The sequence below is a fragment of the Pontibacillus halophilus JSM 076056 = DSM 19796 genome (genome assembly GCF_000425205.1).
Taxonomy (GTDB): Bacteria; Bacillota; Bacilli; order Bacillales; family BH030062; genus Pontibacillus_A; species Pontibacillus_A halophilus.
Genome location: NZ_AULI01000010.1, coordinates 69495 through 90421, shown reverse-complemented (window position 1 = coordinate 90421; position 20927 = coordinate 69495). Strand labels below are relative to the sequence as shown.

Sequence of the window (20927 nt, the reverse complement as noted above, 5' to 3'; positions counted from 1 at the left end):
CGGGGTGAACAGGGCTAGCATCATTTTAACCAAAGGGATTATGTGATGAATCTTTTGTGAAATAACGGACTTTTCTGAACGCTTCTATCTCTATTCATGATAGAATGTAGAGAAGGTATACATATAAAGGAGTTATGTGTAATGAAGCGATGGATGCGGAAGGGATTTGTAGCCCTCGTTGCCGTAATGACGCTTGGTATGTACGTACCTTCTATAGACATTGATGCGAAGGTAGCAGACCAAGGTAAAATAGAAAAAGAGGATTCATTTAAGACAACACCCCTCCACTTGAAATCTACCATTCCGTACGAAGGGGGACTTGATTATAGTAGTGATGGGGACGCGTATGTCTCCGACCCTGTGCAATGGATGGCTGACCAAGCAAAGGAACAAACAATTACGAAATTGGGGCCTAAAATCTATCAAAAAGTAGAAGATGAAATGGAAGAAGTTATTCTCCCACGTATAGAAGAAGTTATACAGCAATTAACCGTAGAACTTGGAGAAGACCGAACAAGGTATCTAGAAGTAGCGGAGACGCCAAGCGCTGGTTATGGTGAACGAATCTTTAATGTGCAGGATGGTCGTACAGAAGAAGTACTGGCGAAATTCCACGTGAGACGAGACAACCGACCAGGTGAAGGGTATTGGTTTAATTTCCACTACCATAGTTACAAGGATCAATTTGAAGAGCACTATGTGATTGGTGACGTGTATTGGGATAAGAATACACCTCCAAAGTGGATGACTTCCTAAAGCTAAACAGAGAGCGCCTTTTGCCTACTGGCAAGAGGGGCTCTTTTTTGTTATCTCATGGGGTAGTGAATCATAAAGTAGTACGAAGGAGGGGGAAGGATGACCAATCATGTAGTGAAACGAGGGGACACGTTATACAAGATTGCGAACTTATACCGTACAGAAATCAATCAAATCCAGTATGCGAATGATCTCGTAGATGCAGATACGTTAGTAATTGGGCAGGCACTCTTTATTCCATTAAGGAGCCGGGTATACACGGTTACACCGGGGGATACATTAACCAAGATTGCATCCATCTACGGCCTTTCCGTACAGTCGCTTGTAGACCACAACGGGATAAAAGACCCGAATTTCCTTGCCGTCGGACAAATGGTGTCAATACCGAATCAACTACATACGGTAGAGCCGGGGGACACGTTGTGGCAATTGTCTAAGGATTACGGGGTATCTGTTAAACGGCTTATTGATGTGAATGGATTGCCTGCTAATGGACTAATTCGGATTGGTCAGAAGCTATACATTCCACGTGAACAACGCCCTGTCTTAGAAGTCAACGGTTATTCAACTATAATTCTGCAGGAGGGTATTCACAAATTAGAGAAAGTCGCAGGTCAACTAACGTATGTGTGTCCGTTTAGTTATAATGTGAGAAAGAATGGTACGCTTGGTCCAATCAAAGACGATTCCTATGTAAACGCAGCTATCGGAAATGGGGTAGCTCCCATGTTATGCCTCACGAACTTTGACGACAAAGGCTTCAGCTCTGACCTTGTCCATACCGTTCTTACAGATTCAAACATTCAAACGACACTATTAGATCAACTGCTTTCCCTCTGTAAGGAGAAAGGATATGTAGGTGTGAACGTTGATTTCGAATATATATTGCCAGAAGACCAACAGGCATTTACCCTCTTCTTGACGAAGCTCGTAGAACGATTTCATGCTTCAGGTCTTATTGTTGCTGTTGCAGTTGCTCCTAAAGTACGCTCTGACCAGAAAGGTCTGTTGTACGAGGCGTTTGATTATGAAGCGATAGGGGAAATCGTTGATATCGTAATTGTGATGACGTATGAATGGGGGTGGGCAGGTGGGCCTCCACAAGCAATCTCTCCGTTGCCAGAAATACGTAAAGTCATGGAGTATGCGAAGACTGCTATCCCGAAAGATAAGCTCATGGTCAGTGGATCGCTCTATGGGAGAGACTGGACACTTCCGTACAAGCAAGGGAATCCAAAAGCGAAGACAATCTCCCCGTCCTATGCTATTGAACGAGCAGCAAGCTATGGGAGTGAGATACTATATGATTGGAAAGACCAAGCGCCATATTTCACTTATCTAGACGCGAATACAAAGGAGCACATTGTATGGTTTGAAGACGTTAGAAGTCTACTAGCTAAAATACAATTAGCAGTGGAGCTAGATATTCGAGGCATTAGCTTTTGGGACTTACGATTTCCATTTGAAGCAGTCTGGCCGTTACTAGAAGAAACGGTGATTGTCCAGAAGTATTCGTAAAGAAAGGAGGAAGACCATGTGAAAGTAATCATCATAGCCGATACTCATTTGCCTTCAAAGACAAGAGGGTTTCCTCAAATTCTTAAACAAGAAATGAAAGATGCAGATTACATTCTTCATGCAGGAGATTGGCAAACAAGTGATGTTTACAAGGAGATTATCTCGTATGCACCAACAGAAGGCGTTTATGGGAATGTAGATAATGAGTCTATTCTTGAACTCTTGCCAGCGCGACACATTGTAACGATACAAGGAATGAAAATCGGCCTTGTGCATGGTCATGGCGAGCGAGGAACAACGGAAAGGCGAGCAATACAAGCGTTCCAGGAGGAAGGGATAGATATGATTATATTCGGACATTCACACATCCCCATGTCACGCTATCACAATGGGATCCTATTATTTAACCCTGGTTCCCCAACGTACAAACGGAAACTTCCTTATCATTCTTTCGGAAAGATGACCGTGAATGAAGAAGGATTCATGGTGGAGCATGTTTATTTTCGTTAAAGTGTAAGGGAGAGCAAGCAGAAAGAAGGGGGCAATTCTTACATAATGATACTTTGGGTGTAAGTCGATTGAAAGGTATCTAATTGGAAGCCTCTCTTGTTCTATTACAGCATTTTCACCTAGCAGAATGTAGGGGGTAGATTTACCAGAACTACTGAATTGTGTTTACAAATGTGAGAAAGGAAGAACTTCACCTCCTTTGAGTCGATGCGTTCTTCCTTTTTATCTATTTTGATGTTCATCTTGACATAATGGAACAATTCAGCTTTTTGGATACAGCGTTTCCACTGCTTCATTCTGCTTACTTCAATTTAATACGCACAGGTTGATTCTGTTCTTTATCTTGTGTATGGATGGTTTTCCTATTTTCATTTTTTAAAGCAGTTCTTTTTATTGAACTAGTAACATCATGTAACATGTCTCCCACATCATGAACTGACTCAATTAACGGATCAACAGCTTCCATTTTTCCTTTTACATCATCTGAAATTTTGTTGGCTTCATGTATTAGTTCTTCCGCTTCATCTGTAATGCTGGTTACGGATTTACGGGCATCAGTCAGTGTTTCTTTTGTTTCAGCTATAGTTTCCATGAGTTTCCGTAACGTCAGAATCAGAAAAATGACAAGGAAAATAAACGCGATAGCTGCAAGAGTAACACTCCACTCAATCATCAAGACCACCTCCTTTCTTCTCTGTAAGTCTATGGAGGTGAAGGTTCGGACATTCCTTATCACAACACTTGTTAGTATAAAAATGCTCATTCGTATAAGTATGGTTTTCAGTTGGGGCCATTAGTTAAATTGGCGGAAAAGTGTGGCGTGAATTAGGTAATCCTACTTGAAATGAGGAAAGAGTACATAAGTTGTTATACAATCGGTTGGTTCATTTCTGCGCCAACAAGTCTTAGTATTCGAAATCAAGTCTTATAGATTAAGGAGGGCGAATCTATAAATAATCTGATTGATTTATTCTCAAGCTGTTTATTCGTAAGTGGCTGGCTCATAGTAATTGTTGCTGCCTGTTACCTCATTCCAGCTATCATGTTTGGAGGTATCTTTCTATTAATCTCGCTGTTGGTTATCATGTTTGGAATGAGTCTCATATTTGTTTCAAAGAGAATTTAGCATGAGGTTTAAACTTGCTAACGGGTCTAGCGGGGATGTTATGCAGTAGCTACCATCAACCTCGCTTTGTACTTACACATCATCTCCCATTATGCAAGGAAGAGAAGAGGGTAACGATATTTCTTAAAGCACGATTTCTTGTTCATCACGATTTCTGATCAATAAAAACAAGCTTAGAGCACTCTCTAAGCTTGTCTTCCATCATTATCGAAACAACTTCTTGATTACACTTAACCCGGTTTTTGAAGATGGATAACGAAAGGCGAAGTCAAATTTAGTTGTTTGTTTTAAGATGCTCTTCTCATGGGTGAATGCATCAAAGCTTGCCTTGCCGTGATAAGAACCAACGCCGCTTTGTCCCACTCCTCCAAATGGCAGGTTCGGATTTGTGATATGCATCAGGGTATCGTTCATAGCTCCACCTCCGAAAGGAAGTGCTTCAATGATATGTTGTTGTCGATCTTCATCTTCTGTGAAGTAATAAAGGGCCAGTGGTTTCTCGTTAGAACGAACCGCTTCCACAACTTCTTCAATAGTGTGGAAGGTGAACACGGGCAGAATTGGCCCAAAGATTTCATCCTGCATCACACGATCATCCCACGTAGCGTCAGTCAAGATTGTTGGCTCAATCACTAAGTTCTCTCGCTTGTGCTCGCCTCCGTGAAAGACGTTCCCATTATGAATATAGTCTACTAAACGGTCGAAATGGCGTTCATTGACGATGTGGCTATACTCTTCGTTCTCTAGTGGTTGATCCCCGTACATTTCTTTAATGCTTACAACGAGTTTAGAAAGTAACGCATCTTTCACACTTTCGTGAACGTATAAGTAATCAGGTGCGATACACGTTTGTCCTGCATTCAAGCATTTCCCCCATATGATTCGTTTCGCTGCTAGGTCTAAGTCAGCGTCCTCATCCACAATGGCAGGGCTTTTACCACCTAACTCCAATACTACTGGAGTCAAATGTTGGCTCGCTTTCTCCATGACAATTTTCCCAACGGGCACGCTGCCGGTAAAGAAGATCAAGTCAAAACGTTGGTCGAGCAGTTTCTGACTGACGTCCTTGTCTCCCTCAACTACAGAGAAATAGGCACGGTCAAAGTTCTTCGTGATCAAGTCCGCTAACAAGTGAGACGTGTTAGGGGTAAGTTCGGATGGCTTTAATACCACGGTGTTGCCACCTGCAATAGCTCCTAGTACTGGAGAAAGGGCTAACTGAAATGGATAATTCCATGGCGCGATGACCAAGGTAACTCCGTAAGCTTCTTTATAAATCATCCCTTTTGATCCTTTGTGTGTGAGTGGAGCAGCTACTTTCGTTGGTTTCATCCAATGCTTCAAATCTTTAATGATATGGTTAATTTCCGCATACAAATAGCCAATTTCGGCTGTATAGGCTTCATATTCAGATTTATTCAAGTCTTTCTTCAATGCATCTAATATAGACGTTTCATTGTCTTTGATTAGTTTCTTGAGCTTATTAAGCATTGCAATCCGGAATTCGTAAGGCTTTGTTTGTCCTGTATGGTAAAGCGCCTTTTGTTTATCTATCAGTTCTTGAATCGTCATAACGATTTCCCCTTTAGGTTTGGTTAGGGACTTGAAAGTGAGACAAGTCCGTTGCTATATCGGTGTGTGGGAAGATGGTTCTAGCTTGTTCTCTTAAGGTTTCTAGCATATCGTTTTGGTACCGTGACGAGATGTGGTTTAAGATGAGCTTCTGTACATGGCTATCCTTCGCAAATTGAGCGGCTTGAATGGTTGTCGAGTGATGATAGTCGTGAGCCATGGCTTCTTCCCCCTCTGCAAACGTAGCCTCATGAACGAGCACATCTGCATTTCGGGCGAAGTCTGTCAAGTTCGGAACATACCTCGTATCTCCAAAAATGCACACCTTGCGTCCTTTTTTGTCTGGGCCGATATAGTCTTTTCTATTCAATACCCTTCCATCTTCTAGTGTAACAGTTGGGTTGTCTTTAATCTTCTGATAAATGGGACCAGGTTCTATGCCATCTGCCTTTAATTGGTCAACAAGCAATTCTCCTGGTGAATCCTTTTCTTGAATGGAGTATCCAAAGCTTGATAAACCATGGTCGAGAGAACGGCATTCAACAAGGAATTGATGATCTTCAAAGATGATGCCCTCCTCGTCAATTTCTATAATTTCAATATTGTATTTTAGGCGCGTCCCGCTGATGGTGAGAGCAGTCTCGACAAACGCCTCAATCCCTTTAGGTCCATAGATTTCAAGTGGAGTTTCTCCGCCTTGGAATGAGCGGGAACCAAGTAGGCCTGGTAAGCCGAAGATATGGTCTCCGTGCAGGTGGGTGATAAAGATCTTTTCAATACGTCGGGGACGAATATTTGTATGTAGAATTTGGTGCTGGGTGGCTTCTCCGCAATCAAATAGCCAGGTACTGCCTCGCTCTTGAAGCATTTGGAGTGCTAAACTAGATACATTGCGCTTCTTTGAAGGTACGCCTGCACCAGTTCCAAGAAAATGTAATTCCATTGACTTCCTCCTAGACGATCTATAGGTCGTTCTAATTACTTGTTATTGAATAACAGTGTAACAGATATGACAAGGGAGGAATAGCAGCGAGGTTTTGTAACAGGTTGATCTTTTTGTCTTGTTCAATCGAATAGATAGAGAGAGGGGTGTTTCCATCCTCATCTTTCTTCCATTCATTATGCTATGATGAATGTACGAATTTTGTAGAAGGAGAATGTTCATGAATGATGAGGAGCTGTATCAGCGTCTCTTAAATGGAGACAAAGAAGCCCTTGAGGCATTGTATGATAAATATGAGAAGCTGCTGTTCTCAATGGCTTATCGAACGTGTCAACAAAACGAAATGGCTGAAGAAGCTGTCCAAGAACTATTTCTCAAACTATGGACGAGGCGAGCCAAGTACGATTCAACGAAAGGGAAGTTCTCATCCTGGCTGTTAACTGTGATGAGATATACGGCGATTGATCTGCTTAAGAAGAAAGAGAATCAAAACTACACATTGGAAGATAACAAAGACTACGATGAATACGAACCTTCAACGGAAGATTTACTAGAATGGAAAGAGCGTGGAGAAATGTTGCGAAAAGCCGTTCAAACGTTATCGAATGAACAAGCAAGCATTGTGAACCTATTTTACTTTAAAGGACTAACCCAGCGAGAGATTGCAGACCATCTCAATCTCTCGTTAGGAACCGTGAAAGGGCGAATTAGGCTAGCATTAAAGCATTTAAAGAAAGAGTTGGGTCAACTGAAGGAGAAAGGGGGTCTTGGGGATGTCACATGAATACGCTGACCAAGTCATCGATTATGTAAATGGAAACTTAAGTGAACGTGAAGAGAAAGCGTTCTTGAAACATCTAGAAGAGTGTCAGGAATGTGCGGATGAAGTCAAGGAACTACAAGAATTGATGGAAGACCTCCCTTATTCTGTTGAACCATCCTCCCCTCCACCAGGGATGAAAGAACGTGTGCTCGGACATGTGTTTGCTGAAGAAGAAGTCGAAGTGGATGGAACGTCATTTGAGAATAAGCAGGAAGAAAGTAAAGAGAAGAAGGGAAATGTCCGAAATGTGCTTCAACGAAATTGGACGAAAAACTTGCTAGCAGCAGCCTTGTTCCTGTCACTAGCAGGCAACGCCTACTTGCTCGCTATGAATGGGGATTCTTCATCTGAATTTGCAGAGGGCATCGATGAAATTAAGAATAAGGTTGTCCTCCAAGGTGAACAAACAGGAGGGGCAACAGCTTCTATTATTCAACAAGATAATGACAAGATGTTAGTCGTTGAAGCTGACAAACTTGACTCTCTTCAAGGTGATGAAGTGTATCAAGTCTGGCTGATTAAAGGAGATACGCCAATACGAGCAGGGAGTTTTACCGTTAATGATGCTGGAGAAGGTGCGGTCGCGTATGCTCTAAACAAACAAACAGAGGATGAGTGGGATACCATCGCAATCTCCAAAGAACCCGATGCTTCAAGCGAAACCCCTCAAGGAACTGTTATCTTAAGTTCAGAGCTATAAGAGTAAGAACCAGTACACATTCTATTGATGTGTACTGGTTCTTTTATTATCCGTGAATAAATTCGTTTCTGTGGTGGGTAAAGAGAATCATCAAAGTGGGTGGTATAACTTTTTTTAAGAAATGTTCGTGAAATGTGATCCAAATAGAATCTCCTCTCGATAGCTTAGTGAAAATAAGTTGAAAAGGGGAGAGAAACATGAACATGAAAAAGACGTTGCTCGTTGTTCCAATGAGCGTATCCTTATTGCTACCAACGACTTCAGGGATTGTAAATGCGGAGCATCACACGACACCTACTGTGACGACGGAGGCGGTAGAATTGAGAGCTTCACTTGACCGACTCTTAAGTGAACATGCTTATTTAGCAGCTGAAACAATGAGAAAGGGCGCAGAAGGTGCAGCAGACTTTGAGAATTCAGCTAGTGCGCTCTCTGCTAATACAGAAGATTTATCTAAAGCCATTGGGTCCGTATATGGACAAGAAGCGCAACAACAATTCAAACAGATTTGGTCTGATCACATTGGTTTCTTCGTCGATTACGTGAAAGGAACGGGAAATAACGACGAAGCTGCGAAAGAACAAGCTCTAGAAGAGTTGGATCAATATCGTAAAGATTTCTCTCAGTTTATGGAGAAAGCAACCGGTGAACGATTGGAGGCTGAGAAATTAGCTGAAGGCCTACAGATGCATATCAATCAACTCATCAGCGCATTTGACAATTACGTGGCAGGAAATTATGAAGAAGCATACGAATATGAGCGTGAAGCGATTGAGCACATGTATGGTGTGAGTAAAGGGCTTTCAAGTGCAATTGTAAACCAGTTCCCAGATAAATTTAACAACACACAAGCAGTTACACCAGCGGCTGACCTCCGTTCAAATCTAAACCATTTGCTAGCTGAACATGCTGGTCTAGCGATGATGGCCATGCAAAATGGTATAGACGGTGCTGAAGATTATGAGGCTTCTGTTACAGCACTAAGCAATAACACTGAAGACCTTTCAAATGCCATAGCTTCCATTTATGGTGAAGAAGCGGGTAATCAGTTTAAAGAGATGTGGTCAGGACATATCGGAGACTTCGTAGACTACGTTAAGGCAAGTGCTAATGAGGATGAAGCCGCTAAAGAAGAGGCTCTACAAGCGTTAGAAGACTACCGTGCGGACTTCTCACAATTCTTAGAAACTGCCACAAAGGGTGAACTGCAAGCTGATACTCTTTCTAAGAATTTAGCAAGCCATGTAGACTATTTGATCCAAACATTCGATTCTTACGCCATGGAAGATTACGAGACCACGTACACAATGTTACGTGAATCCTACGGACATATGTATGGAGCAGGTAAAGCTCTTTCTTCTGGATTTGTAGCACAATTCCCAGAACAGTTTGCTGCTACTGAGATGCCTTCTGAAATGCCGAAGACAGGAATGGGAGGAACGGCGCAATCCTTTAACCTAGCTTGGTATCTAGTGCCAATCTTAGCCTTATTGGCTGGAACGGCAGTTTATGCTAGACGACGTGCTTAATTAGATTTTCAGGAAAGCCCAGGCTGATGGCCTGGGCTTAATTTCATGACTTAGAGTACACATACATGGAAGTTTGTTATTAGTAATTCATTATGTGAAATATTTCACATAATGTCCATACACCTTACATATGGCACCTCCGAAACTCATATATAATGGAAGTAGAGATACACATCATAGCTATCAGGTTGGTTGAGGGGGAGATTCTATGTATTTGCTCGTTGCACTAAGCGCAATCCTATTTCCATTTCTATTTCTTGTCGGGTTACGGATGAGTGCCGTTAAAGGGATGGCTCTTAGCGCTCTAATTGTTGGACTATTAGCGTTCTTTATTTGGGGAGTAGAAGAGAATGTTCTGATGGCATCGATACTTCAAGGTAGTCATAAAACAATTACGATTCTTTTTATCCTATTTGGTGCGATTGTACTGCTTGAAACCCTGAAACAAACTGGGGCCGTTCTAGCCATTAATGGAGGATTTAAAAGAATCTCTAATGATAAGAGAGTTCAAGTAGTGCTCGTTGCCTTCTTATTTGGAGCTTTATTAGAGGGGGCATCTGGATTCGGCACTCCAGCAGCGATAACTGGGCCTTTGCTCGTTGCTCTTGGATTCACACCACTCTCAGCAGTTGTATTAGCGCTAGTCGCAGATAGTTCTCCAGTATCCTATGGCGCTGTCGGCACACCAATTGAGGTAGGTTTAGGAAACTTACCAATGGCGGAGCCGTCTTTCTTCCAGCAAATTGCGATTAAAACCGCATTCATTGATTTGTTAGGTGCCACTTGGCTACCATTCCTTCTCATCTTCCTGCTTGTTTTCTTCTTTGGGGAAGAGAGAAAGTGGAGTCATGTTACACAGATGTTCCCTTGGGCATTTCTTGTCGGAGCCACGTATTCTCTAAGTGCGCTCCTATATGCTTGGTTATTTGGACATGAATTTGTTGCCATGCTTTCTGCTGTTACTGCATTGGCTGTTGCGACTGTCACAGCGAAGCGAGGAGTGTTGTTGCCTGTTGACAAGTGGGGTGCGACTGACAATGAAGATAGTGAGGAATCAGAGTCTGGTGGAATGAACTTATGGATTGCTTGGTCCCCTTACGTCATTGTAATCCTACTCTTGCTTTTGACCCGTCTTGTTCCAGTAGTTAAGAGAATGAGTACACAAGCGGTTGACCTTTCTTGGAATAGCATTCTTGGGTATGAAGGAATTTCTTCTGCATGGCAAGTGCTCTATTCACCAGGGATGATCTTAACGATTGCAGCATTCCTTGCCATCCTTGTGCAAAGAAAATCGATTAAAACCTTTCTAGTCGCATCTGTTATGGCTGGACGTTCTGTGAAGACAGCGGGAATTGCGCTTCTCTTTACGTTAGTCATGGTGCAAATCTTCTCGAATTCAGGACTGAACTCAAACGACCTTGCAAGCATGCCAGACTACATTGCCTATACGCTTGCTGATTCATTTGGTGGAGTTTGGATTTTCGTTGCTCCGTTCTTAGGTGAGTTAGGTTCGTTTATTACAGGAAGTGCAACGGTATCTTCTCTTACATTCTCTCCCATTCAGATGCAAATTGCCAACTTAACTGGCATCAACCTAGACGCTGTACTTGCAACCCAAGTGCTAGGGGCATCAGCGGGGAATATGATCTGCGTGCATAACGTCGTCGCCGCATCTGCGGTGGTTGGCTTGGCTGGTCAAGAGGGGGAAATCTTAAGGAAGACAGTTGGTCCAGCTCTTTTATATGGCATCGTAGCAGGGGTTGGGGGAGCATTGCTGCTAATCTTACTCTAGTAAGACGTAATAAAGAGGGGGCAGCTCCCCCTCTTTACAATTGATGTTATTTATTGCCTAAAGCTTCTTTGATATCTTCTCGGTATGCATAAGAGAAGAGTAGAGAAACGAGAATTGCTCCACCGATGATGTTCCCGATACTTGCTGGAATCAAGTTGAAGAAGATAAATTCATACCAGGTGTAATCTGGTTTAGATAGAATGCCAAGGCTGAAATAGCCCATATTGGCTGCGCTGTGTTGAAAGTTACCTGCGACGAACAAGATGACAGGTAAGGCTGTACCGAGTATCTTACCGGTAATGTCACGTGCAGCGGTAGTTAGGAATGCAGCCATTCCGATAAGCCAGTTGGCAAGAATTCCTGATAAGAGTATTTGGAACCAGCCAACAGTTCCGTGTTTCAAGAACTTCATCTTATTTTCTATATACATCGATAGTTCTGTGTAGAAAGGTTCAGACAATGAACCTGATAGTTTAATAGCAATAGCTACAAGTACGGCACCAACAATGTTTCCTATATAGGCGGATAGCCAGAATTTCAATATGCTTCTTCGTTCATAACTAAATGAGTTGAATAAGTAGGTCGGAACGAGCACGTTGGCTTCTGTGAACAGGACGGAGCCTGAAATGAACACCATCGCATAACCAGCTGCAAATCCGAATCCAGATAATAGATAATAAATTCCCTTCGCCTCGACACCTAGCGCCAACAGAATTGAAAAGGCAGCCCCAAATGTCATGAATGCCCCTGCTGTAATGGCTAATAGGAATTGAGAAGTAAAGGGTTTCTTTAAATGCTCGCGTCCTTTCTCAGCGAACTCACTAACAATTTGAGAAGGTATATAGAACTGTCGCTGAGGACGGTCGGGGTTTGTTCTTGGTTCTATGGCCGTTCCTTCCTCTTCTTCGTTGCGATCTTGCTTTGTATTATTCTCGTCGCGCATCGTACTCCCTCCATTCATTCTAAACCACTATTCCCTCATAACGTGTACACAAACCTATCCTTATTCACCATAGTGCAATGGTTAAGTTTGTTGCATTTCGTCATACACGTTCAATTCTTCTGGCATTAATAATCCAATAATTGTGTTCATGGTCTCGCGAATCACTAAAAGAATAATCAGTTCTCACAATGTGTAATCCAGCCTGATCTAACAGGCTTTGAACCTCATTAAACTCGAAATAGCGTAACGTTAAATGCTCTTCATGTCGGGATAGGCGATTCTCACCATCTAACACATCATAGGCGTAGGAGGGAGTGAGAAGTTGTTTATGTAAGTCGACTTGTTTTCCAAGATTGTACTTCTGCACAGTCCTTCCAGTATGTAAATCAACGACTTCCCAAAGTCGCGTTGGAACCCCAAGCTGTTCTGTCTTTACAGATTCGGTTGGTTGGAATAAGACAATCAGAACAAGACCATTAGGGGTTAAATGGGCGTGTATCTGTTGTAAACATGCAATTTGCTCTTCATAGGTAATTAAAGCATGGAAAGTAAACCCCGAGACAAGAATCACGTCATAGGCTTTATTTAAGGTGAAGGAAGTCATATTCGCTTGTATAGGGGTAATGGCTTCATCCCTTAGTTTGCTTCTCAGTATAGATATCATCTGTGGGGATAAGTCGATTGCTGTGACATCATGGCCCCTTTCAGCCAGTGGGATTGTGAGCCGTCCTGTACCACATCCCAATTCAAGTACCTGACGCTCTTCACCAATTCTATTTACATAATAAGCAAGTTCTTCCTGTGACAGCGGGTTATCTAAGTCGTAGAAAGAAGCTGTGTTCGGATAAAGGTTTCCATTGCTCATGTATTGCCCGCCTCCATTTCCGATTGAAAAAAGAAGCTTCCTTTAGGAGGAAACTTCACATTTCGTTCTTACCATCCACGTGCATACTGACGTGGTGCTTCTAACGAATACCCTAATTCATCAGCAGCAGCTTTCGCCCAATAAGGATTTCTAAGCATGGCACGTGCGATGAACACAAGATCAGCGCGTTCGTTCCGAACTATTTCTTCTGCTTGAATACCTGTTGTAATGAGCCCAACGGCGCCAGTCTGAATGGAAGCTTCTTGGCGGATGGTTTCTGCATGACGCACTTGATAACCAGGATATGCTTCCGGTCGAACAGGAACGACTCCGCCTGTACTACAGTCGATGAGGTCAACACCAAGTTCCTTCATCTTTCTTGAGAAGTAAATAAAGTCGTCCATTGTGTTTCCTGCTTCGTCGTACTCATCTGCTGAGATACGGACAAAGATTGGACCATCCCATGTTTCATGTACGCGTGTGATGATTTCCTCTAGAAAGCGGAATCGATTCTCCGGATTTCCTCCGTATTCGTCGTTACGCTTGTTCGTAAGAGGGGATAAGAACTGATTAATTAGGTAGCCATGCGCTCCATGTAGTTCAATGACATCGAAATGGGCAGCCTTTGCACGTCGAGCTCCTTCTGCAAAGGCTTCAATGGCACGATTAATATCGTCCTTTGACATCTCAGTTGGTGTCTTATAGTCCTCATTAAATGGAAGGGAACTAGGAGCGAAAATCTCATTTTCTAAATTAGCTTTTCTTCCTGCGTGTGCCAATTGCACTGCGCTACGAGCGCCGTGACGATGAATACCCTCGTTAATTTGTTGCAGTCCATTAATATGATCATCGCTCCAAATCCCAAGGTCGTTGTGCGAAATACGTCCTTCAGGAAGAACGGCAGTGGCCTCAATCATCACCATTCCAGCTTGACCGGCCGCACGGCTCTCATAGTGGGCAAGGTGAAAAGGTGCAACTAAGCCGTCATCTTCTGCTGAGTACATGCACATCGGTGACATGACGATTCGATTCTTTAGTGTGACTTTATTGAATGTTATAGGTGAGAACAATGCGTTCATTCGTTAATTCCTCCTCAGTCTTTTCGTTTCAGCGTGTTAATGGAATAGAAAGTTCCTCTCCAATGAATGCCGCCACGTTTATACGTTAAGTAAACAGCTCTTGCGATAGAATAGGCAAATAAGATAGAAAGTAAGGGCAACAAGAAAGCATATGCTGGTGAGAACGTCGTAAATTTGCGTGTCACGATTATGAAATGGAGAGTCATAAATAGAATCGCCAATGCTGAGAATAGCTGAGGCAGTCCTTCATATGTAAGTAAAGTGACATAAGGGAACGTCTGGGATAGAAGTGTGCCAATAATTGCGAAGAAACTCAGCAGTATAGAATAATGTAGCCCTGCAAATGTATTCTTCTCAAGCCCAACAAGAGCTTCTTTAAGAGTAGCATACCATTCTACAGAAAGATGAGATTTGCCTGTAACAAGTCTTTGTTTAAACCCAGCTTTCTTAACATATTGACCGAGCTTCAAATCATCATCAGGCTGTGTAGGAAAGGCAGCATGAGTCCCTATGGCATAATAGGTATCTCGCCGAATCATCTGGAAAGCACCAATACCCATCCCGCCTTTTCGAGAGTCGTCTTGATTGGCAGTCCAAGGTCGCTTGAAATAGCTAAACCCGAATAGAAAATAAGCAATAAATCCTCGAAGCCAAACCCCTTTCCCTGTTAAATCAGGAGAGAGGGTCAGATGGTCGACCTGTTGATTATTTAGGTGATCGCGAGCCATTTCAATCGTTCGTGAGTTTAAGCGAACATCAGCATCTATAAAGACAAGAACGTCTCCAGTTGCTGCTTGGCTTCCCACATGTAAAGCGTGGTTCTTACCAATCCATCCTTCTGGTAACTCCGTGATATGAATGGAATGGATGCTTGGGAAGTGACGACATAAATCTTGAATAATCAGCTCTGTCTCATCATCGGAACGATCATTTACAACAATAATCTCCAAATTCGAATAGGATTGATCAACGAGTGAGATGAGTGTTTCACGAATGGATAAGGCTTCATCTTTCGCTGCGACAACGACACTAATACGCTCCGTTGCCTCTAGATCTTTATTTGTTGTGTCCGTCTTTATCGCCTGTATGGAAGGTAAGCCAATACATGCATCGATTAGGACGACGAACCAAAAGAGTGCAATGACGAGTATCAGCATAGTCATGGGTATACCCTCGCTTTATTCATAATTTGGCCTATGCTAACGGTAGCACAATCCATGTGTTTGCATGAAATAGTCTGCTTACACAAAATTGGAAACATACAAAGTTGTTTCCCTTTTGTTTACCCACTATAATAGGAATGATTCTAACAGCAAAGTGGTGGCAACAATGATTGTAATGATTGATAACTATGATTCCTTTACATATAACCTATACCAATATCTATCACTATTAAACGTAGATGAATGTGTCCGAGTCGTACGTAATGACGAGATTACGGTCCAAGAGCTTGAGGAGTTAAGACCATCGGCGATTATCTTGTCGCCAGGACCAGGGCGACCATCCCAATCTGGAATTTGCCAAGCAGCGTTGGAACACTTTAAAGGGACCGTTCCCATACTTGGAATCTGCCTCGGACATCAGCTTATTATAGAGACATTTGGTGGACAAGTGCATAAGGGAAAGCGACCCATGCACGGGAAAGTAACAAACATTCTACATGACGGGGAAACCGTATTTCAAGACATTCCAACCCCAACCAAAGTAACACGCTATCATTCTCTTGTCGGAAATGTTTCTACCTTACCAGATTGCCTTATGGTAACCGCGCGTGATGAAGAGGGGGTCATTATGGGGATTCGTCATCACCACGACGCAATTGAGGGAATTCAGTTTCATCCTGAATCCATACTAACGGAGCATGGCTTACAGATGCTCCAGAACTTTTTTCAGACTTACGTGTGGACTGAGGAAACACGAGGAGGCTTAGAACATGCCAAGCAATCCTGAACTTTACTTTGAATTTGCTGATAAGGAAGGAAATCTCATCCCACGGCAGTTTCAAAACCCTGTCGCTGTCATAGAAGTGAAGAAAGTACATGATATTGAAGCAGCGTTTACTAGGATTGAACAATATGTAGTAGACGGGTACTATGCAGCTGGCTATGTTGCATATGAAGCTGCTCCTGCTTTCGATCATGCATTTCAAGTTAATCAACAGGAAGAAGGAAGTGCTCCCTTGATGTGGTTCGGAATCTTCAATGAACCTGTTCATGAAAGACTGTCAATGGATGAGACTGCGTCGTATGAAGTGAAAGATTGGTCAATAGATGTCGACTATGAAAGCTATAACGACCGCATCCAAAAAGTAAAACAGGCAATAGAAGCTGGAGATACATATCAGCTAAACTATACGACAAGACTTCGTACCTTATTTAAAGGAAATGCACGTGCATTCTTTCAACAGCTTCATGCGAATCAACAAGCGTCTTACTCTGCTTATCTCGACCTTGGAAGCTATCAAGTCCTCTCAGCATCACCTGAACTCTTCTTCCATAAGTATGGAGATCAACTTGTAACAAAGCCGATGAAAGGCACCATAAAGAGAGGAACAACTCTACAAGAGGACAACAGATTGAAAGACGAGCTCTACCATTCCGAGAAGAACCGCTCTGAGAATTTGATGATTGTCGACTTATTACGAAATGATGTGGGCCGTATGGCTACACCTGGAAGTGTCAAAGTTCCGAAGTTATTCTCTGTTGAAACGTACCCTACCGTCCACCAAATGACGTCGACCATTACAGGCACCATTGACCCGGACATAGAGCTCTATCAACTGTTTAAGAACTTATTTCCTTGTGGTTCTATCACTGGTGCGCCTAAAGTAAAGACGATGGAGTACATTGCTTCTTTAGAAGAGAGCAAAAGACAGGTGTACTGTGGCGCGATAGGATTTATTACTCCGGAAAGAGAAGCAATCTTTAATGTGCCAATCCGGACGGTGTTGATAGATTCAACAACTGGGATCGCTGAATATGGGAGTGGAGGAGGAATCACTTGGGAATCGACTTCACACGGTGAATACGAAGAATTGTATACGAAAGCTAAACTACTTTCAGAGCAAAGGCCTGACTTCCGCATTCTTGAATCCATCAGATGGGATGGAGGGGTGTATCAGCATATTCATCTTCATATGCAACGCATGGAAGATTCGGCTCGTTATTTCGGCTACCCGTTTCAAAGTGAGAAGTTCATTGAGGCATTAACTCAGTTCAGTCAACAGCTGGGTTCAGGACCCTACAAGATTCGACTTACACTTAGTCGAGAAGGGGAGTTTCATGTCGAAGCAGAGGAGATTAAAGCGGAAATAACAAACGCCAAGTGTGCACGAGCTAAATTTCCAGTCCCATCAAATGACCCGTTTCTCTATCACAAGACCACATACCGTCACGTGTACAATGTGCATAAGGAAAATGCTCCTTCAGATGCATTTTCTGTTCTACTTTGGAACGAACGTCACGAGATTACAGAATTTACGATTGGGAATGTTGTACTTCAGATTGATGGCCATTACTATACGCCCCCGATCCAGTCTGGATTGCTAGGAGGGGTTTATCGGAAGAAGCTACTCGACGAAGGAACAATTGAAGAGAAGACACTCTACGTGACGATGTTAGAACAAGCTGATTCCATTTGGATGATTAACGCTGTAAGAGGATGGGTGAAGGTGTCCCTCAGTGGTGAAAGCACACCTCAGTAAGAGAAATCGTTTACAAAGAAAAACCTTCCTGTTATAGTATCTAATGTACAAAATATAGAGGTTGGGGAGCCAAATACGGCTGAGAGGATATGAGATATCGACCCATGAACCTGATCTGGGTAATGCCAGCGTAGGGAGTGAACGGGATACGTGTATACACACGTAGATCATTAACATGTCCAACTGTCGAAGGCTACCCCATGGAGGTAGCCTTTTTTAATTGGAAGGAGGAGTATGAATGTCGAATGTAAACGTAGGTTTTCAAGTGATTCCACGTGCGGATGGCAAAGACATCCATGCGTTAGTTGATGAGGCAATTAAAGTGGTGCATGAATCGGGTGTTACGTACGAAGTAGGCCCGTTAGAAACAGTCATGGAAGGCGAAATGGATGAACTACTTGAAATCGTAAAGAAGGCGCAACAGGCTTGTATTGATAGAGGAGCATCTGATGTCATGACCTATATTAAGGTTCAGAATAGCCCGGGAAATGATGTAAGCATGAATGAGAAAGTGTCGAAATATCGCTAACGATGACGAAATATCTGTACAAAGGATTACCTATTATGACCGTTCTTGTTGCATTAGTCTTATGGCAATGGATGGTCAAGTGGACAGGTGTACCCAACTGGATTTTACCTGCACCGAGTGAAATTGGCGTAGCCTTCTGGGAGAATCGGGGTATTATCTGGAGCAACAGTTGGCCTACGATTCGGATTACGTTGTTAGGGTTAGGATTGGCGGTGATGACAGCCTTGGTGGTTGCCCTTTCTATGAATCTATCTCATTGGGTGAAGCGGGCGCTCTATCCGCTGCTCATTACCTCTCAAACAGTTCCTATTATTGCGCTTGCTCCATTGTTCCTCATTTGGTTTGGGTATGGAGTTTTACCAAAGGTGCTTGTTGTAGCTTTAGTCTGTTTCTTTCCGATTGCAGTGAACTTGCTAACTGGCTTTCAGGAAACCGATGAAGATATGCGTAAGCTAATGGACGCGATGGGGGCAGGGAAATGGAAACGCTTCTTGAAGCTAGAACTTCCGTCATCGCTTCCTTACTTCTTTACTGGGTTAAAGATAGCGGCAACCTATAGCGTAATGGGGGCGGTAATCGGAGAATGGCTAGGTGGGAGTGAGGGTCTCGGACTCCAGCTTGTCCGAGCCTCCCAATCGTTTGCGACTGATTTGTTCTTTGCCATTATCTTAGTCATTGTTACGCTGAGTTTAGCCATGGTTGGACTCGTAGTCGCTTTCTCATACCTACTTATGCCTTGGAATCGTTGAGTTCCCCAACTCAATAAAGGAGTTACATCATGAAGAAATGGATCCTAGTCGTGAGTAGTTTAGTGTTTTTGTTAGGGGCTTGTAGCGAATCTTCCTCAAAGAGTACAGAAGAGGGAGAAGAGCAAACGAGTGTTAAGGTCATGCTCGATTGGTTCCCAAATACGAATCACACCGGTTTATACGTAGCCAAAGAAAAGGGTTACTTTGAAGAAGAGGGATTAGATGTAGAAATCTTGCAACCAGGTGAGAATGCTAACGTAAATTCAATGGTAGCAAGTGGAGAAATTGACTTTGGCGTTGGATACCAAGAAGGGGTTACTCAAGCGAGGGATCAAGGGATTCCTCTCGTTTCAATCGGAGCAATCCTTCAGCACAATACGTCTATGTTCGCATCTCTTGAAGAAACAGACATTCATTCTGTGAAAGACTTTGAAGGAAAGCGTTACGGAGGATGGGGCTCTCCTGTTGAAGAGGCGATGCTTCAAGCTGTCATGAAACAAGCTGGAGCGGATTATTCGTCTGTAGAGAACATAAATGTCGGAGCAACGGACTTCTTTAAAGCAATAGGTCGGGATGCTGACTTTATGTGGATCTACTATGGGTGGGACGGTGTTGAAGCAGAACGCAGAGGGAAAGAACTAAATCTACAGAGGGTTAGAGACCTTCACCCTGCGCTAGACTACTATACGCCACTCTTAACAACAAGCGAGTCATTGATGAAAGACAAGCCGGACGTCGCTGAAGCTTTCATGCATGCTGTTACGAAAGGGTATGAGGATGCGATTCAAAACCCAGAAGAAGCAGCATCGATGTTGATTGAGGCGAACCCTGAATTGAATGAAGAGTTGGTGTATGAGAGTCAAGAGTGGTTGAGTCCTCGGTATCAAGAGGATGCATCTCAGTGGGGAATTCAAGAGGTTGACCGGTGGGAAGATTACGGGAATTGGATGAAGGAACAAGGTTTAATCCAATCCTCCTTCGATGCTGAGTCTGCATTTACAAATGAATTCTTACCTGAGGGAGATTAAGCGTGTTACATGTCAGTCGAATCAGTAAATCGTTTCAATTTAAGTATTCAGCCACAGACGCCCTTAAGGACTGCTCTTTATCCATAGGGGAGAGGGAATTTGTCTCCATTATCGGACCGAGTGGGTGTGGCAAGAGTACGCTCTTGAATACAATTGCAGGGCTAATCGACCCAGATGAGGGGGATGTCATCTTTCGTGACCAATCCATTGTGAACCGTACAGGGGAATTTGGATACATGCCGCAACAAGATGTTCTCTTCCCTTGGAGAACGATTCTTGATAATGTAATCCTTCCGTTAGAGATAAATGGACTTAACAGGAAAGAAGCAAAAGAACGTGCCAATCCTTATTTCGAGAAGTTCGGACTAGAAGGATTTCAATATCAGTATCCAAGAGCATTATCTGGTGGAATGAGGCAAAGGGCAAACTTCTTGCGAGCTGTCCTGCCAGCTTATCCGCTCTTATTATTAGATGAGCCATTTGGAAGATTAGACGCATTGACGCGCAGTCAATTGCAACAGTGGTTATTACAGACCTATGAAGAACTACAAGCGTCTCTCCTTCTCATCACGCATGACATTGAAGAAGCTATTCTGTTATCTGACCGTATTTATGTCATGAGTAGCCGTCCTGGAACCATTATAGAGGAAGTGCGCGTTCCTTATGCACGTCCTAGGAATAGAGAAGTGCTTTATGAGGAGTCATTTAGCAGGTTGAAGAAACAAATAACAGAGTACTTGCATGGATAAATAAATGAACGGC

20 protein-coding genes and 1 riboswitch are annotated in these 20927 nt (G+C 43.0%); of the genes, 13 read left to right on the top strand and 7 right to left on the bottom strand.

Annotated elements, in window-relative coordinates:
- Positions 1-141 precede the first annotated feature (141 nt).
- The 3 genes from H513_RS0111195 (at position 142) to H513_RS0111185 (ending at position 2784) form a co-directional block, all read left to right on the top strand.
- Positions 142-756 (top strand): YpjP family protein, encoded by a 615-nt coding sequence (locus H513_RS0111195; RefSeq protein ID WP_026800834.1) that lies wholly within the window; start codon positions 142-144, stop codon positions 754-756.
- A gap of 99 nt (positions 757-855) precedes the next feature.
- On the top strand, positions 856-2274 hold the full coding sequence (locus H513_RS0111190; RefSeq protein WP_026800833.1) for a glycoside hydrolase family 18 protein: 1419 nt from the start codon (positions 856-858) through the stop codon (positions 2272-2274).
- Between the two features lie 18 nt (positions 2275-2292).
- Entirely contained in the window at positions 2293-2784 is a 492-nt protein-coding gene (locus H513_RS0111185) for a metallophosphoesterase family protein (RefSeq protein ID WP_026800832.1), read from the top strand.
- 301 nt (positions 2785-3085) lie between these two features.
- Here the strand turns inward: H513_RS0111185 and H513_RS20095 are convergent, their stop codons facing one another.
- From H513_RS20095 to rnz, 3 genes are all read right to left on the bottom strand, one after another.
- Positions 3086-3457 (bottom strand): DUF948 domain-containing protein, encoded by a 372-nt coding sequence (locus tag H513_RS20095; protein WP_036770013.1) that lies wholly within the window; start codon positions 3455-3457, stop codon positions 3086-3088.
- 657 nt (positions 3458-4114) lie between these two features.
- The gene (locus H513_RS0111175; protein ID WP_036770016.1) at positions 4115-5482 is read right to left on the bottom strand and encodes an aldehyde dehydrogenase; all 1368 of its coding nucleotides are present in this window, start codon (positions 5480-5482) and stop codon (positions 4115-4117) included.
- A gap of 13 nt (positions 5483-5495) precedes the next feature.
- Positions 5496-6425, bottom strand: a complete 930-nt coding sequence (gene rnz, locus H513_RS0111170; RefSeq protein ID WP_026800830.1) for a ribonuclease Z — start codon at positions 6423-6425, stop codon at positions 5496-5498.
- Between the two features lie 220 nt (positions 6426-6645).
- Between rnz and H513_RS0111165 the strand changes: the two genes are divergently transcribed.
- The 4 genes from H513_RS0111165 to H513_RS0111150 all read left to right on the top strand — a co-directional run bounded on the left by H513_RS0111165 (position 6646) and on the right by H513_RS0111150 (position 11269).
- The gene (locus H513_RS0111165; protein WP_330981691.1) at positions 6646-7209 is read left to right on the top strand and encodes an RNA polymerase sigma factor; all 564 of its coding nucleotides are present in this window, start codon (positions 6646-6648) and stop codon (positions 7207-7209) included.
- The gene (locus tag H513_RS0111160; RefSeq protein ID WP_026800828.1) at positions 7199-7948 is read left to right on the top strand and encodes an anti-sigma factor; all 750 of its coding nucleotides are present in this window, start codon (positions 7199-7201) and stop codon (positions 7946-7948) included. The genes H513_RS0111165 and H513_RS0111160 overlap by 11 nt, the downstream gene beginning before the upstream one ends.
- Positions 7949-8145: 197 nt before the next feature.
- A complete protein-coding gene (locus tag H513_RS0111155; RefSeq protein WP_026800827.1) occupies positions 8146-9477 on the top strand; it encodes a hypothetical protein in 1332 nt (443 codons plus the stop codon).
- Between the two features lie 208 nt (positions 9478-9685).
- Positions 9686-11269 carry an L-lactate permease gene (locus tag H513_RS0111150; protein ID WP_026800826.1) on the top strand — a complete coding sequence of 528 codons (1584 nt, stop codon included), beginning with the start codon at positions 9686-9688 and terminating at the stop codon, positions 11267-11269.
- Positions 11270-11315: 46 nt separating this feature from the next.
- On the opposite strand, the gene H513_RS0111145 is transcribed toward H513_RS0111150, so the two are convergent.
- The 4 genes from H513_RS0111145 to H513_RS0111130 all read right to left on the bottom strand — a co-directional run bounded on the left by H513_RS0111145 (position 11316) and on the right by H513_RS0111130 (position 15319).
- Positions 11316-12212 (bottom strand): formate/nitrite transporter family protein, encoded by an 897-nt coding sequence (locus H513_RS0111145; RefSeq protein ID WP_026800825.1) that lies wholly within the window; start codon positions 12210-12212, stop codon positions 11316-11318.
- 100 nt (positions 12213-12312) lie between these two features.
- Positions 12313-13077 (bottom strand): class I SAM-dependent methyltransferase, encoded by a 765-nt coding sequence (locus H513_RS0111140; RefSeq protein ID WP_026800824.1) that lies wholly within the window; start codon positions 13075-13077, stop codon positions 12313-12315.
- A gap of 68 nt (positions 13078-13145) precedes the next feature.
- Entirely contained in the window at positions 13146-14156 is a 1011-nt protein-coding gene (gene namA / locus H513_RS0111135; protein WP_026800823.1) for an NADPH dehydrogenase NamA, read from the bottom strand.
- A 14-nt stretch (positions 14157-14170) separates the two neighbouring features.
- The gene (locus H513_RS0111130; protein ID WP_026800822.1) at positions 14171-15319 is read right to left on the bottom strand and encodes a glycosyltransferase family 2 protein; all 1149 of its coding nucleotides are present in this window, start codon (positions 15317-15319) and stop codon (positions 14171-14173) included.
- Between the two features lie 166 nt (positions 15320-15485).
- Here H513_RS0111130 and H513_RS0111125 point away from each other — a divergent pair, with 166 nt between their 5' ends.
- The 6 genes from H513_RS0111125 (at position 15486) to H513_RS0111100 (ending at position 20914) form a co-directional block, all read left to right on the top strand.
- Positions 15486-16106 (top strand): anthranilate synthase component II, encoded by a 621-nt coding sequence (locus H513_RS0111125; RefSeq protein WP_026800821.1) that lies wholly within the window; start codon positions 15486-15488, stop codon positions 16104-16106.
- Positions 16090-17859, top strand: a complete 1770-nt coding sequence (gene pabB, locus H513_RS0111120; protein WP_026800820.1) for an aminodeoxychorismate synthase component I — start codon at positions 16090-16092, stop codon at positions 17857-17859. The genes H513_RS0111125 and pabB overlap by 17 nt, the downstream gene beginning before the upstream one ends.
- A gap of 52 nt (positions 17860-17911) precedes the next feature.
- Positions 17912-18013: riboswitch (TPP riboswitch) on the top strand.
- 84 nt (positions 18014-18097) lie between these two features.
- Complete coding sequence (locus tag H513_RS0111115) at positions 18098-18388, top strand: thiamine-binding protein (protein WP_026800819.1); 291 nt, start codon at positions 18098-18100, stop codon at positions 18386-18388.
- 2 nt (positions 18389-18390) lie between these two features.
- The gene (locus tag H513_RS0111110; protein ID WP_026800818.1) at positions 18391-19137 is read left to right on the top strand and encodes an ABC transporter permease; all 747 of its coding nucleotides are present in this window, start codon (positions 18391-18393) and stop codon (positions 19135-19137) included.
- A gap of 29 nt (positions 19138-19166) precedes the next feature.
- Positions 19167-20165, top strand: a complete 999-nt coding sequence (locus H513_RS0111105; RefSeq protein WP_026800817.1) for an ABC transporter substrate-binding protein — start codon at positions 19167-19169, stop codon at positions 20163-20165.
- 2 nt (positions 20166-20167) lie between these two features.
- Positions 20168-20914 (top strand): ABC transporter ATP-binding protein, encoded by a 747-nt coding sequence (locus H513_RS0111100; RefSeq protein ID WP_026800816.1) that lies wholly within the window; start codon positions 20168-20170, stop codon positions 20912-20914.
- The last annotated feature ends 13 nt before the right edge of the window (positions 20915-20927 follow it).